Annotated in this window: 11 protein-coding genes; 4 read left to right on the forward strand and 7 right to left on the reverse strand. The window is 48.8% G+C overall.

Annotated features, from left to right (window positions below; genetic code table 11):
- Nucleotides 1-6 precede the first annotated feature (6 nt).
- From C7T94_RS04360 to C7T94_RS04380, 5 genes are all read right to left on the reverse strand, one after another.
- A complete protein-coding gene (locus C7T94_RS04360) occupies nucleotides 7-369 on the reverse strand; it encodes a hypothetical protein (RefSeq protein WP_107213942.1) in 363 nt (120 codons plus the stop codon).
- A gap of 192 nt (nucleotides 370-561) precedes the next feature.
- Nucleotides 562-921, reverse strand: coding sequence for a hypothetical protein (locus tag C7T94_RS04365; protein WP_107213944.1), 360 nt, complete (start codon nucleotides 919-921; stop codon nucleotides 562-564).
- Nucleotides 922-1048: 127 nt separating this feature from the next.
- Entirely contained in the window at nucleotides 1049-1840 is a 792-nt protein-coding gene (locus C7T94_RS04370) for a DUF4397 domain-containing protein (protein WP_107213946.1), read from the reverse strand.
- A gap of 8 nt (nucleotides 1841-1848) precedes the next feature.
- A complete protein-coding gene (locus C7T94_RS04375) occupies nucleotides 1849-3489 on the reverse strand; it encodes a SusD/RagB family nutrient-binding outer membrane lipoprotein (RefSeq protein ID WP_107213948.1) in 1641 nt (546 codons plus the stop codon).
- A gap of 14 nt (nucleotides 3490-3503) precedes the next feature.
- Nucleotides 3504-6602: a SusC/RagA family TonB-linked outer membrane protein gene (locus tag C7T94_RS04380; protein ID WP_107213950.1), complete on the reverse strand. Its 3099-nt coding sequence runs from the start codon at nucleotides 6600-6602 to the stop codon at nucleotides 3504-3506.
- Nucleotides 6603-6823: 221 nt separating this feature from the next.
- On the opposite strand from C7T94_RS04380, the gene C7T94_RS04385 reads away from it, so the two are divergent.
- Nucleotides 6824-7570, forward strand: a complete 747-nt coding sequence (locus C7T94_RS04385) for a DeoR/GlpR family DNA-binding transcription regulator (RefSeq protein ID WP_107214672.1) — start codon at nucleotides 6824-6826, stop codon at nucleotides 7568-7570.
- Between the two features lie 2 nt (nucleotides 7571-7572).
- On the opposite strand, the gene C7T94_RS04390 is transcribed toward C7T94_RS04385, so the two are convergent.
- Nucleotides 7573-8763 carry an anhydro-N-acetylmuramic acid kinase gene (locus C7T94_RS04390; RefSeq protein ID WP_107213952.1) on the reverse strand — a complete coding sequence of 397 codons (1191 nt, stop codon included), beginning with the start codon at nucleotides 8761-8763 and terminating at the stop codon, nucleotides 7573-7575.
- Nucleotides 8764-8865: 102 nt separating this feature from the next.
- Here C7T94_RS04390 and nagB point away from each other — a divergent pair, with 102 nt between their 5' ends.
- Together nagB and C7T94_RS04400 are read left to right on the forward strand one after the other, a co-directional pair.
- A complete protein-coding gene (nagB, locus tag C7T94_RS04395; RefSeq protein ID WP_107213954.1) occupies nucleotides 8866-10791 on the forward strand; it encodes a glucosamine-6-phosphate deaminase in 1926 nt (641 codons plus the stop codon).
- Between the two features lie 88 nt (nucleotides 10792-10879).
- Nucleotides 10880-12019: an acyltransferase family protein gene (locus tag C7T94_RS04400; protein ID WP_107213956.1), complete on the forward strand. Its 1140-nt coding sequence runs from the start codon at nucleotides 10880-10882 to the stop codon at nucleotides 12017-12019.
- On the opposite strand, the gene C7T94_RS04405 is transcribed toward C7T94_RS04400, so the two are convergent.
- On the reverse strand, nucleotides 12020-13570 hold the full coding sequence (locus C7T94_RS04405) for a glycoside hydrolase family 10-like protein (protein ID WP_107213958.1): 1551 nt from the start codon (nucleotides 13568-13570) through the stop codon (nucleotides 12020-12022). It abuts the gene before it with no gap.
- A gap of 249 nt (nucleotides 13571-13819) precedes the next feature.
- Here C7T94_RS04405 and C7T94_RS04410 point away from each other — a divergent pair, with 249 nt between their 5' ends.
- Nucleotides 13820-14674: a coiled-coil domain-containing protein gene (locus C7T94_RS04410; RefSeq protein WP_162618541.1), complete on the forward strand. Its 855-nt coding sequence runs from the start codon at nucleotides 13820-13822 to the stop codon at nucleotides 14672-14674.
- The last annotated feature ends 3 nt before the right edge of the window (nucleotides 14675-14677 follow it).

A 14677-nucleotide genomic window follows, 5' to 3' on the forward strand; every position in this document is an offset into this window, starting at 1 on the left:
CCGCTATCAGATGGGATTAATTTCGACGATGTTCACTTCTACGAACCCAGGCCCTGCATATTGATTGAAGGTTGCTTGTGCTTCTGTACCATAAATATCGATGTATTCATAGCTGGTATAGGAAGATCCTTCAAACCGGATGCTGATCGTGAGCCGTTTTGGGCCATCATCATAATCACGCGTTACCCAGATGGGTAGGGCACCCAGTACGAACGAGTCGTATGCCAGGTTGTAACTCGGCTCTGAGAATCTTCCGGCATGGCTAGAAATCGGTTTGAGAGGCACAACGCCTGCGGTGGCAGATTGTGTGGCTCCGATAAGCAGCATCCCAGCAAAGGCTGCGGTCGTAATAAAAGTTTTGAAACGCATAGGATTAGGGTTTAGGTGATTAAAAACGGTTATTTATTGAAACAGAATTGATTACTCTTATGGGACTGAAATCGATTATTCGTGCTAGTGAAATGATCAGCGTCGTTTATGGCCATAAATTAAGAGACTCATTTGCGGTTGATCGCGACCAAAAGGGAAGAGATTTTCGCAAAGGGCTTACAAGCCGTGCCGCTAGATGGGCGTAATGGATTCAATCCAAACATCGGCAAAACCAGGCCCTGAATATTCATTGAACGTGACGATCATGTCGGTTTCCCGAATATCAACCTCTTCATAAAAAGTTTGATACGACCCCTCAAACCGGATGGCTAACAAAAGCCGCTGCGGCCCATCGTCGAAAGTACGCTTGATGCGGAACTGAAGAGCACCATAAACAAACGAGTCGTATTGCAGTTCATATTCAGGGGCGGTCACAATATTTGCCGGAGCCTGGAGATATGGAACAGCCGGCGCGGCGTTGACCTCGCCGACACGGAGATAGGGCAGACATTCACAGAGCGCTGTTGCGCACAAAAAAGATTTGCGGTTCATAAGGATCGATTGATTAATTGTATAGTAAGTTAACCAATAATGCGTTATATAACAAAGGGTTATACTTCTTTTTGCAAAAAAAAAGCCTGGCAAAACTGCCAGGCTAAGAAAGGAAGATCAATTATTATTATTTGACATAATAGAGGGCAACGAAGGGCCGTCTTGGTTCGGTAGATGCAGTGCCAACACCATTGTAACCGGTGGCAAAAATGGTGTAAACACGCTGGTTCAATGCTGTATTAACATTGCTGTAAGTTGCCAATGCAGTTGAGGTAGGAAGTGCTCCGGCAACGCGAACGGACCATGAAATTGGCGTAGCAGTGTTAAATTTCAGCGTAAACTTCTCACTGATGCCCATAAACGGTATAGCCGAAGCCACTTTTACTGTCCCATTGTAAAGATCGACAGCCGGCACGTTTGCCATCAGGTTAACAAAGCGATAACGCATAGATGCTGTATCGGGCAGACTGTAATCCTCTTCTACGAGCAGACTTTTGGTATTGAGCGTATCTGCTACGTGCAGCGAATAATATTTACCGGCCACAGCGGAGACAGTTGTCTGGTAGATATTTACCGAATCTATTGAGGTTCCTCTTTTTGGAATTGAAAGCGACACCTGCGTAGCTCCCGGCATGACCGGCAGGTAATCGCCGGTTGAACCACCCAAGGTATTAAAGCCGCCGCCCGGAAATGGATAACGGGTTTGTAGGTTTGCTCCACTGACGCGCACGCCGTTGATTTTGAGTTGTGCAGCTGGATTATTACGGAAAGCAACGTTATAGTTTACCTTAATAAAGGCCATAGATGACTGATCTACCAATTCGTAGTCAGAAAATATGTTGCCCTCTTCCTTCTTGCATCCTGCAATAATGGCCATAGCCAAGACAGGGATTAAATATATTTTTGAAAAAATCTTCATGTTATGACTTATTGATCGGGTAAACTGAACCAGGTTTCAAGGGTTGTATATTCATTTTTGTCTGCGCCCCACTTGCGTATTTCGGCAATATTAAAAATGTACTCGGAGTTGTAGCGGGGCCGGATTCTATAGGCGTACTTTCCAGGAGTCGACGGGAAAAATTCTGAAGATTCTAGCTGCTTGAACTGCCTGAAAACGTCCGGACTATAATGATGTTTCCGAAGGTCACACCATTGCTCCTGACCAGCCCATCCCCACTGAGCAATGTATTTTTGACCCATAATGTCGGCAAGGGTCAGATCTCCGGCTGTCTTGACAACCTCGTTCGAAGCCATATAGGCTGTAATTTCTGCAGGTGTTATTGCAGGTGCCTGAACCAGGCCATTGCGGCCATACAAATTTACAAAGTCCATATGACCTCTGATACCATTGGTGTACGATGTCAGTGCACCGGCTTTGTCACCCTTCAGAAACAGCGCCTCAGACTTGGCGAACTGCAGCTGCGAATAAGAGAATAAAGGAAATCGCGGTTTATCATTTGCTGCCGCACCTTGCCCGAACAGATACTTGCCGGGAAACAATGCCTGCGCCGTAGCGGTGGCAATGCCAAAGACGTGCGGAATTGTTTTGGTTGTAGGAAGATCTCCTCGTGTAGCCACCACGCCTCGGTATACACCGTTCGTTGCAGTCGATGTAGTGACCATTGGATTGATCATTCTTGTCAGCCTGGGGTCTGTAGAAGATTTAGGATCGACAGTTGGAGTTCCCCTGACGCCGCCGCAAAGGTAATTAACGATGGGCTGACCAATACGGCCAGATCCGGCTGCGCCAAAAATACCGGCAAATACAGATAAAGGATTCGCATCTCCGGGAGCAGTTGTACTAGAATAAGGGAAGTTGCCCGCAAACCCGATGGTCGGATCTTCCGACGCAGCAGCAAATGAAAGATCCACGTATTTCACTACGCTATCTGCATAACGCGTCTTGAAATCATTCTTGGACGTCAGGTGACTGTATTGGGTGGCCAAAACCGCGTAAATGAATTTACGCCATTTTGCTTTATCGCCGCCAAACAGCTGATCGGCATTTCTCAGGAAGTTTGAGTAGTCACCAACATCCGGCTTATTCAGTGCAACAAGCGCTTGCTGGCACCATAGCCGCACTTTAGCATAAACTTCTGGCTGATCCTGATATGCAAATTTCAACTGGTCCTTGAAGGCTTCGTCCAGGATAACCGGGCCATGAGAGTCGGTAAGCAATTGATAACCCCATGCCTTCATAGCCAAGCCGATGCCTACAAGGGTATTTGCGCCTGCTGCCTCGCCATTGGTAATCATCTCTTCCAGGTTCAGGCCGAAACTGATGTAAACCATGCGCCAAAGTGCGCCGCCGGTGTCGCTGGCTGAAAAACCATGACGCTCGAAAGCATTGTTCTCTGTTTGTGCGCCCATATTCTGAGTCAGATTAAACTGTGCATCGCGATAATCAAATGCAGGGTTGATCGCCATTTGGGCAATCATCGGTGCCAGCAGGTATTCTGGCTTGGTCTTTTGCGGCGATGCCGGATCTGTATTGACGTCAAGTGCCTTTTTGCAGGCGCTGGCGGCGATCAACAGGAGAAAGACATATATTATTCGTAGTGATTTCATTACTTGTTCGTTTGTTAGAGTTTGATTCTTAAGCCGAGGTTAACACCCAATGGGCGTCCCATGCTGCCATAATCGATACCGAAACTTCCCGGACCAGGCGTACTCGGGTTATTGCCATTCGTGTCCGGATCCATACCTGTATAATTGGTGATCAGGAATACGTCTGTCAAAGTAGCATAAAGACCTAAACTAGAGATGAAACCGGTCTTGCTGATAAAAGAAGGACTGAAATCGTAGTTCAGCGTGATGTCTCTTAACCGAATTGTGTAAATATCCCGCTCAAAAAATTGTTCAGGTGCGATACCACCTGTGGTGCTGGTATAATAAGTGGAGTACCGGTAAGGCGTGATCATGATGTTATTCCTGGTCGGGTTGTCCGTGTTTTCCAGCCCATCCTGGAGTACGCCATTCAGTATACGCGGTTGCTCACGGTCAAGTGTTTTGATACTCAGGCCCCTGCGGTAAAGCTCGTACTCGGTTTGGTTGTATACGTCCCCGCCAACCCTGAAGTCTAGCAGAAAAGACAGACTCAGATTTTTATGGCGAATGGTGTTGAGATACCCCAGAGTGAACTGAGGTGCTCTGTCTCCTAAATATTCAAATTCAGATGAGCTTTTCAGCACAGGCAAGCCGGTGTTTGGATTGATGAGAAGCTCCCCATCCTTATTTTTCATATTAACCCGTCCCGCTAAGGCCAGTGTACTTCTGCCTGGCAGCGACGAGGACCGTGCACCGTTTACCAGCCATGTATCAGACTCATAGAACTCCGGAAGATCGTCTGAAATTCCGTTCACGACTCCCTTGTTTCGTGTGAAGTTAAACGTCATGTCCCAACTCAGGTTTTTGTTCCGGATTGGTGCACCTGTAAGCTGGATCTCCAAGCCCTTGTTTTGCACATCGCCGCCGTTAAGGATTTTGATAATCGTTCCTGTGCCATAGCTTACCCGGGGGCTAACGATCTGGCCACGGCTTTGACGCTGATAATAAGTGAAGTCAATACCAATCCGGCTTTTTAGGAAGCTCAGCTCTGTTCCGACCTCGAAGTCGTATGTTTTCTCAGGAACAAGTTTTGGATTACCACCAACAGTCGGGTCGTAGGTAAACCCACCACCGGTTGAGTTACTTGTGATCAACCTGGTAGCGAGGGCATAATATTTTCCGGGTTCTTTACCAGTGATGCCTGCTGAACTTCTAAGTTTCGCGCTGCTCAGCCATTCCAGCTTTTTGACAGCCTCCAGCTCGCTGAAGTTAAAGGCAAGACTTGCAGATGGGTAAGCAAAATAAGGATTGTTTGGAAGCAAACGTGAAGCTGCATCCACACGGCCCGACAATGTCAGATATACAAGTTGCTCATAGCCGAGAATCGCCTGGGCAAAAACACCGGCGTTCCGGCGCCTGAAGATCGCCAACTTAGCCGATTGTGAAGTTGGAGCGGTGTTGTTGATGCTATAAAAATCAGGATCGAACATGTTTTGACCCCTTGCCGAATTAATCGTTGACGTGTAATCCTGGATGTTGGCGCCAATGATATAGGTATTGTTGAACTTTCCATACTTGTGTCTTGCGCTTACGTTCAGCGTACCATTGTAATTTTTGATTAGCTGGTTATACGTATTGATCACGCCACCTCTGGGTGAAGTTGCATTGCCTGATCCTGAATAGGACTGGGCATGATAAGCAAGAAGACCATCGGTATTGGAGATATCTGTGCCGAAAATACCCTGGATATTTAGCCATTTTGTTGGTTTGATCGTAATGTTCGCATTTCCATAGATGGTGTTTGTTTTGTCTTGTCCAAGGTTTTTGTTCACGTCCCATAACGGATTGTCATTTTCGGTAAAGATTGAACCTGTCGTAAGAACGCGATTGCCAAGCGGATCGATCCAGTTCCGAACGTCATATCTTGATGGGAAAGCCAACAAGCCCATCAGGTAGCCGTTAAGCCCCTTGTTTGCCTTCCTGTTGTATGCATTGGTGTAACTTAACCGGGTAGTGATGGTGATGGCTTTTGATAAAGCGGTTGAACCGGTAAGCGATGTTACGAAACGTTCGTATTGCGTATTCGGTACCGTTCCTTTGTTGTTTACATATTCAGTAGACCAGCGATACGTCATCCCCTCTTTGCCTCCTTCAACGACGAGGCTGTTTTTCTGGGCAGTACCGGTCTTAAAGAAGTTTCCGATGTTGTCGTAAATTTCCTGGCCTTCAGGATAACGTGGCCCAAAAAACAAGCTGGAATTTCCGTCGTAGACCCCGTTAGATGCTCCCTGGCTATACACTTGCTGTATTTCCGGAGCATTGTTTACAGTTTCGATACGCAGCGATCCATTGTAAGATACACTCGCTTTTCCCGCCTTTCCTTTTTTGGTTGTGATAATGATTGCACCGTTTGCACCCAGGTTACCATAAAGTGCTGTGGCTTCCGGCCCCTTCAAAATGGTATAGGTCTCAATATCTGCAGGGTTAATGTCCGATGCCCGATTACTGTAATCCTGGCCTCGGTTATTGCCATTTAAAGTCGTGTTGATCTGGTTAACGACCGAGTTGTCGATCGGTACACCGTCAAGAACCATCAGTGGTTGGTTGTCACCACTGATTGACACAATACCACGAAGCACGATTTGGGAAGAGGCCCCCGGATCGCCGTTTGTAGGATTGATAGCGAGCCCCGGTACGCGTCCGGCCAGGCCGTTAACAAAATTTTCCCGTCCAGTTTGCGTGACCTCATCGCCTTTAACGGTCGTGGTTGCGTAACCAATCGATTTTTTGTCACGCTCGACGTTGTAAGCCGTTGTAATCGTGATGTCCTGCAACGAGGTCGCGTCGTTGGCCAGTTGTACATCGAGCGTTGTCCCTGAGACCGTGCGCTCCTGCTGCACAGTGCCAACAAAACTGAATACCAGCACATCGCCCCTCACTGCGAAGATGCTGTATCTGCCCTCAGCATTGGTTTGTGTCACGTTTTGCGTTCCCTTTACCCGTACCGATACCCCCGGCATGGGATCCTTGTCAGTCGCAGATGTAACCCTTCCGCTAACCGATATTCGCTGGGCGAATGCACCGGCATAGCAGAAAAGCAACCCCATTAAAATTTGGAGTAATTTTCTTTTCATGAAAGCTTGGTTTTAAAATAATTAAATAAGTTGGTTTTGTTTGGTTAAACACGCATTAACACGCATCTATAGTTTGTTCTGCTAAATATCTGAAAAAAAACAAGATAAAGCATATAAATTTCTGCATTTTTTTGCGCTGTTCAAAAAAAATCCAAAATAAACACGCAGAAAGCCGCAATGTAATTTGGAAAATCAATTTTTTGTTTATTTTCGAAAAAACTATGCTTAAGAAGGAAAGACACGATTATATCATGCGGCAGATCAATCTGCATAACCGCGTGCTTACCTCAGATCTCGTTCAACTGCTGTCGGTATCCGAAGACACCATTCGCCGCGATCTGCAGGAACTGTCTGATGAAAACCGCCTTTATAAGGTTCATGGTGGTGCACTTTCCCGTTCCTACCAGTCAGGGTTCGATGACAGCGAGGTCTATGCCCGTGATGCGAAAATCGTGATTGCGCGCAAAGCCATATCCCTGATCAAAGACGGTATGATGGTGCTGACCGGCGGCGGTACCTCCATTATCGAACTCGCAAAACTGCTTCCCGATAACCTGCACGCCACATTTTTTACCATCAGCCCCATGGTTGCCATTGAGCTGGCCAAGTACACAAACATCGAGGTGGTACTCATCGGTGGCCTTTATTCGAAAAATTCGCAGGTTGCTTACGGCGGCCATGTTATTGCCCAACTTGCCGAGATCAATGCAGACCTTTGCCTGCTTGGAACCAGTGCCATCGATCCTGAAAAGGGCCTTACCGATACAGACTGGGAGATCAACCAACTCAAAAAGGCCATGCTTACCGCCTCAAAGCGAACAGCCGTGCTTTGCATTTCTGAAAAACTGAATACCTCCCTGAAGTTGAAAGTCGCATCGCTAGACAACCTGAGTTACATGATCACCGAGCTCGACAGCGACGTTCCTGAGCTTGACCCCTTCCGCATCGGCGACTTGCAGATCCTCTAGGGTCAGAACGGAAAAGAGACCTTACCCATGCATACCGGCGGAATGCCCGAGCCTGCCGAAAAGGGCTGCGGTTCGCCCGCCATCGTTTCATTTGCGAGGATAGCAAACAACAAGGCTTCTTTTGCATCCGGATCTATTCCCAGGTCTGCAGTCGTAAAAAATGATGCCCCCGGCAGTTCCGCCTGTAGCCGCGAAGTCAGCACATTGTTGTGCATACCGCCACCGCTCATGAAGATTTTCAGTTCGTTTTCTCCCGTTGCCTTGATGGCGTCGGCAATACTGCGTGCAGAAAAATGGCTCAGTGTGGCCATGACATCTTCGGGGCTAAGGCCTGTTGTGCCGGTTTTGAGCTGTGCGGCTTCCAGGTAGGCCAGGTTGAAAAGCTCGGGCCCGGTTGTTTTGGGCAGACCTGCCCCGAAAAAGGAATGATCGAGCAATGCAGCGAGCAATTGTTCATTCGCCATGCCTTTCCCGGCCACCTTCCCGTCCTCATCATAGTGGCGGCCAAACTGCTGCTGCATGTACTGGTCCATCAGCGTATTTCCGGGACCAACATCAGTCGAAAAAACCCTGCTTGCCTCCTCATCGGCCGGTAAAAAAGTAAAGTTGGCGATGCCGCCTATATTTAACATGATCCGGTTTTCACCGGCTTTAGAAAAGACCAGGTAATCGCCGTATACCGCAAGGGGTGCGCCCTCGCCGCCGGCTGCAAGGTGTTTCTGTCTAAAATCGGAGAGTGTAATGATGCCGGTTCGCATGGCAATGTGGTCACCGTCGCCGATCTGCAGGGTGGCGTTCGGGTAGGCCGGCATACCATGAAGCGACCGGGGTGCATGAAAAATCGTCTGTCCGTGACTGGCAATCAGGTCTACATCTTCAGGCTGCAGGCCCCATTCTTTCAGTGCAGACAGGATCATTTCTGCATGAAGTATCCCGGTCTGTTCATTCAGCAGGCAGACCTGCTGGAGGTCGGCGTCGCGTTTTGAGAAAATGGCTTTGACCGCGGCTCGCCATTCTGCGGTATAGGGAACTGTTTTGAAATGCGAAACCCGGGCACGTGTTTTCCGTCCGCTGCCTTCGAGCACGCAAAGCGCGATGTCCAGTCCGTCGAGCGATGTGCCTGACATCAGCCCTAAAATTTTTCTTTGCGGTTTTTCTGCAATATCAAACGTTTGCTTCCAATTTTTATTCATTTTTCCTGCCAATCTTTCACTAAAAGTAGGTATCCTTTGCTAAAGTAATACCACAAGTGCCTATATTTACCGCTCCGTACTTACTAAAAAGCTAAAAACCAAATGGCAAGATTAAATTTACTGGAGGAGACACGGTTCGAAAAATTACCGGTCACGGTATTCAGCGACCCCCAGTCTGCTTCCCTGAACGTTGCTCAGCGCATCGCCGCACTAATCAGGAAAAAGCAGGAAACCAACGAACAGGCAGTCCTCGGCCTCGCAACCGGGGCTACACCGGTCAAGGTGTACGCTGAACTGGTGCGCATGCACCGTGAAGAGGGGCTCAGCTTCAAAGACGTAGTCACATTTAACCTGGATGAATACTATCCGATGCAGCCCAACGCTGCACAAAGTTATGTGACTTTTATGAACGAAAACCTGTTCAACCACATCGACATTGACAGGAACAATGTGCACATTCCAGATGGCACGCTCTCACTCGAAGCCATTCCTGAATTCTGCCTGGCGTACGAACGCAAGATCGGCGAACTGGGCGGTCTGGACATCCAGATCCTGGGCATCGGCCGTACAGGCCACATCGGCTTCAATGAGCCGGGTTCGGCACCCAATTCCGGTACACGCCTGGTTACACTTGATGACCTGACCCGCAGGGATGCTGCGCGCGATTTCGGTGGTAAAGCGTTTGTGCCAACCAAAGCCATTACCATGGGTATCGGCACCATTTTCAAAGCCCGGGAGATTATCCTGATGGCCTGGAATAAAAAGAAAGCTTCCATTATCAAAAAAGCCGTAGAGGGTGAAATATCCAGCGATGTTCCGGCTACTTACCTGCAGTTGTCTGACAATGTCGAGTTCATACTGGACCAGGACGCTGCCTCACAGCTTACCCGTTTTGATACGCCGTGGCTGGTTAAAGATTGCGTCTGGACCGAACAAATGATCCGCAAAGCCGTCATCTGGCTGGCCAATACATTGGAGAAGCCGATCCTGAAGCTGACCGAAGACGATTACAACAACAATGGCATGGCACAGCTGGCTACAGAAATGGGCCCTGTGTACAACATCAACATTCACATATTCAATAAACTTCAGCACACCATTACAGGCTGGCCGGGCGGAAAACCCAACGCTGACGATTCCCAGCGTCCTGAGCGTGCTGAACCGGCGGTTAAACGCTCGATCATTTTCTCTCCACATCCTGATGACGATGTTATTTCAATGGGTGGCACCTTTATCCGCCTGGTCGACCAGAAACATGATGTACATGTAGCGTACCAGACTTCTGGCAATACCGCTGTATGGGACGATGATGTGCTTCGGTTTGTCGAGTTTAATATCGATTTCTCTGAGAAAATGGGCCTTGACCAGAGCAAAATGCGCGAGATGTACGAAAACATGCGCAAGTTCATTGCCACCAAAGAGCCAAACCAGGTGGATACCCCCGAGATTCAATCTGTGAAAGGGCTGATCCGCAAAGGAGAAGCAATTGCAGGCGCCCGTTTCTGCGGACTCCCTGATGACCACATTCATTTCATGGCATTGCCATTTTACGAAAGCGGAAAAAGCCAGAAAAACCCGGTTACACAGCGCGATATCGATCTGACAATCGAGCTGCTGCAAAAAGTAAGACCACACCAGGTATTTGCTGCCGGCGATTTCGAAGATCCGCACGGTACCCACATCGTGTGTTTTAACATCATCCTGGCGGCACTGGAAACCCTTCGCAAAACAGAAGATTGGGCAAAAGATTGCTGGTTGTGGATGTACCGCGGTGCATGGCATGAGTTTGAAACCCATGAGATTGAAATGGCTGTTCCGATCAGTCCGAATGAGCTGGAACGCAAACGTTTCGCCATTTTCAAGCACCAGTCGCAAAAAGACCGCCCGGTTTTCCCCGGCGATGATTCGCGCGAGTTCTGGCAGCGCGCAGAAGACCGCAACAGGGAAACGGCACGCGCCTATAATAAACTCGGTCTTGCTGAATACGAGGCCATGGAGGCCTTTGTTCGCTGGAAGTTCGAAAACTAATATTTCTACTTTTTACGTTGAAGATCCGTCTGGCTGCTGTTGGACGGATCTTTTTTTGCCGTATATTCGGTGGCCTAAATAAACTGCCATGCAAGATAACAAACGCCTGCTGTCTCTCGATTTTTTCCGGGGTCTGACTGTCGCAGCCATGATCCTTGTCAACAACCCGGGCAGCTGGGGGCATATCTACGCGCCGCTGGAGCATGCATCCTGGAACGGCTGCACACCGACCGATCTGATCTTTCCGTTTTTCCTGTTCATTGTAGGTGTTTCCATTGCGTTTTCAATGAGTGGAAAGCGTCTGCAGCCTGAAACGCACGGTAGAACGCTGCTTAAAGCGTTTAAAAGAGCATTGATCCTGTTTGGCCTGGGTTTATTTTTATCCCTTTTCCCCAAGATATTTACCGATCCGGTCAATGCGCTGGCGCATGTGCGCATTCCTGGTGTTCTGCAGCGCATTGCCATTGTGTTTTTCTTTTCAAGCCTGATCTTCATTAAAAGTTCTGACAAAGGGATATTCCGCACCATGATCATTTTGTTGTTCGTGTATTGGGCATTGATGACCTTTGTTCCTGTTCCGGGTGTCGGGTATGCCAACCTGGAAAAGGAAACCAGCCTGGCGGCCTGGACAGACCGAACACTGCTTACTGAAGCACATCTTTGGAAAGCTGCGCGGACCTGGGATCCGGAAGGTGTGCTGAGCACCATTCCTGCTATTGCTTCAGGTCTTTTCGGTGTTCTTGTGGGTTTGTACCTGAAAAGGAAAGACCTGTCTGAGGCTGTAAAAGTGAGCTGGCTGTTTTGCACCGGCCTGGCAGCAGTTCTGCTCGGGCTGCTTTGGGACCTGCAATTCCCCATAAACAAGTCGCTATGGACCAGCTCATTTGTACTGTACACCGGTGGCCTTGGCACCATGGGCCTGGCCTTGTGTTACTGGATCATCGACGTGCAGCAGTATACCCGGTTTACCAAACCCTTCGTGGTCTACGGCGTCAACGCAATTACCGTGTTTTTCCTGTCCGGCCTGATGCCACGCATCTTAAATATGATTAAGGTTACCGGCGCAGACGGAGAAGAAGTCGGTTTGGCCACATGGAAATACCAGACGTTTTTTGTGCCTTATTTTTCGCCGGTCAACGCATCGCTCGCCAGTGCAGTGGTGCTCGTACTGACCTGGATGGTGATACTCTGGATCATGTACAACAAAAAGATATTCATTAAGGTCTGATCAGTCTGATTGGCTCACGCCCGGAACTTCGATACCCACCGGGCCGGTGGGTTCGCTTTCGTTTTTAAGGCGGTCAAGCGCGGTAACCAGGTAACTGTAACGTTTTCCTTTCTCAATGCCCGTATCCAGGAACTGGGTATAGGTATCAAAACTGATCTTCAGGATATTCCTGGACGAAAGGATGTCGATTTTCTCACCTTCGCTGAAGCGGTAAATTACGTAGCCCGAAGCGGTCTCCCCATCGGCCGCCTTTGCCGGCTTATTCCAGGAAAGATGCACTCCTTCCGTTCTTGCCTCGGCTTTCAGTTCTGCAGGATGGTGCGGCGGTACGTCATCTAACCAGGGCATTTGCGGTGGCAGTGCGGGGTAGCGGTACAGATTATTGCGCAAGGAATCGCTAACGGCCCGGGCAACGGTAGTGAAAGACTTTGAACTGAAGAACACGCTGCCCTGAACCCGGTTGTTGCCCCTGATGGTGCGGATCTGGTTCGGAATCTGGGCCGGTTCTCGCCATGCAGCTTCCATACGCTGGTTAACGAGGTAGGCGGCCTGCCCGATGTACAGGTGGCGTCCGAAACTGTTGTTGCTCCACCAGTCTACCAATGTAGCGAAGGGGGCTGCGCGTTTGGTGAAACTGAAATAAATCTGCGGATTGATGTAATCTACCCAGCCTTCTTTAACCCATTTGCGCGAGTCGGCAAACAGGGCGGAGTAGTTGGAGAGCCCGCTGGATCGGGAGCCCAGGGTATCCTGGCTATAGTTCTTCCAGATGCCAAAGGGGCTGATCCCGAACTTAACGTGTTTCTTGTAGTGGTGAACACTGTCGTTCAATTGTTTAATGAGCAGGTCCACATTGTTGCGGCGCCAGTCATTGATGTTTTCAAAATTGTTTGGATATTTCTGGAAAGTAGCTGCGTCGTTGAGGGTTTGTCCGGCAACAGGATAGGGGTAGAAGTAGTCGTCAAAATGGACGCCGTCAATGTCGTATCCTTTGACCACGTCAAGAATGACCTGTACAATGTATTCTCTCACGTCAGGAATGCCGGGATCAAACTGTTTTTTACCTGCATAGGTGAAGAACCAGTCGGGGTGTTTTCTGAACGCGTGGTTTTCGCTGAGCCTGGCCGTTGCCGAAGTGCTGGCACGGTAAGGATTAAACCAGGCATGCAATTCCATGCCGCGGCTGTGGGCCTCGCGAATGGCAAACTCGAGCGGATCATAACCAGCGGCCGGTGCCAGGCCCTGCCTGCCCATGAGCCACTGGCTCCAGGGCTCCCTAGACTTGGCGTAAAAAGCATCGGCGGCAGGCCTGACCTGCAGCATGATGGCGTTCATGCCATCGCGCTGGTGGCGCTCCAGGATACCGATCAGTTCCTGCTTTTGCTGGTCAATGCTAAGTCCCGGCCGAGAAGGCCAGTCTATGTTTGCTACCGTTGCTACCCAGATCCCTCTGAACTCTCTTTTTGGAGCAGTTTTTGTTATCTCCTGTCCGTAAAGACCAAGCGCGGATAACAGTAAAACAAAAAGTGCGTAGAATTTGTTTATATGCATTTTTTTCCTGTGTGTTGTTTTGATGCCCGATGTCTGGCTGGCGTATATTTAAGACAGCTTGTACCGGGGATATTCGTAATTAAACGATTTTTTATCGGAACTGATACGTTCCCTTTCAATATTTTACAATTCAGGCTGTTTTTAGTATGTTCGCGATCAAAAAAATAGATGTTCAAACAGACAGTTGGGGTTTAGATGCAGCCTGAAAAGCACGATATAAATAAAAGGGACAAAAATAAGATATACTTTTTGATTCTCATTATCGTTGCGCTGGTCGGCACCAACATTTTCCTCTTTTTACGGAACGACAATCGCCGGTCCTCACACCTTACCATCATCAACGAAAAGGAAAAACTCAGGCTTGAGCTTGCCAAAATTGAAATTGAGCTGGACAAGGTTACCGTATTGAACGTTAAACTTTCTGAGCAGCTGATCAGCGAACAACAAAAAGCCCGGGTGAAAATCGCAGAACTGAAGCTTGAACTGCAAAAGGCCAGGCTGAACGAAAAGCAGCTTGCTGCAGCAAAAAGCCAGATATCTGGTCTGCGCACCTTTGTTAAAGAATACAACAAACGGGTCGAAAAGCGACAGCGCGAAATCGAATATCTGCGCGAGGAAATGGACAGCCTGCAGGCCAGTGCCGCCGAAGCAAAAAAACGCGCAGCCGAGCTTGAAAACCGCAACAGGGAACTCAACAGCCGCATCAGGACGAGTGCCGCTCTTAAGGCTTCAGAAGTCCGGGCGGTGGCATTCCGCCAGCGAGATAACGGGCGCAAAAGCGAAGTTACCCGGGCATCGACAGCCAATATCTTCAGAATAGAATTTACAGTTATACCGAACCCCTTTGCTGAAGGGCGTAAACACCGCGTTTATCTGCGTGTTTTTGACCCGGCCGGCAACCTCATTGCCGACGATAACAACATGTTCGAAGCAAACGGACAGCAAATGCAATACAGCCTGGCTGAGCTGATTGATTATCAGAACGACGGCGGCGCCCATGTTATTGACTGGAAAAATCCAGGTAACTTTGTAAAGGGCACATATACCCTCATTCTTTATTCCGGCAACGCGTCTATGGGTAAAACGCAGATTACCCTTCGTTAAGCG

It is taken from the genome of Pedobacter yulinensis, assembly GCF_003029735.1.
GTDB classification, from domain to species: domain Bacteria; phylum Bacteroidota; class Bacteroidia; order Sphingobacteriales; family Sphingobacteriaceae; genus Pedobacter; species Pedobacter yulinensis.

Coding starts and splice junctions, on each gene's coding strand:
- C7T94_RS04385 (WP_107214672.1), top strand. CDS start 6,824: ATGCTTAAGAAGGAAAGACACGATTATATCATGCGGCAGATCAATCTG.
- C7T94_RS04360 (WP_107213942.1), bottom strand. CDS start 369: ATGCGTTTCAAAACTTTTATTACGACCGCAGCCTTTGCTGGGATGCTG.
- C7T94_RS04390 (WP_107213952.1), bottom strand. CDS start 8,763: ATGAATAAAAATTGGAAGCAAACGTTTGATATTGCAGAAAAACCGCAA.
- C7T94_RS04405 (WP_107213958.1), bottom strand. CDS start 13,570: ATGCATATAAACAAATTCTACGCACTTTTTGTTTTACTGTTATCCGCG.
- C7T94_RS04370 (WP_107213946.1), bottom strand. CDS start 1,840: ATGAAGATTTTTTCAAAAATATATTTAATCCCTGTCTTGGCTATGGCC.
- C7T94_RS04375 (WP_107213948.1), bottom strand. CDS start 3,489: ATGAAATCACTACGAATAATATATGTCTTTCTCCTGTTGATCGCCGCC.
- C7T94_RS04400 (WP_107213956.1), top strand. CDS start 10,880: ATGCAAGATAACAAACGCCTGCTGTCTCTCGATTTTTTCCGGGGTCTG.
- C7T94_RS04365 (WP_107213944.1), bottom strand. CDS start 921: ATGAACCGCAAATCTTTTTTGTGCGCAACAGCGCTCTGTGAATGTCTG.
- nagB (WP_107213954.1), top strand. CDS start 8,866: ATGGCAAGATTAAATTTACTGGAGGAGACACGGTTCGAAAAATTACCG.
- C7T94_RS04380 (WP_107213950.1), bottom strand. CDS start 6,602: ATGAAAAGAAAATTACTCCAAATTTTAATGGGGTTGCTTTTCTGCTAT.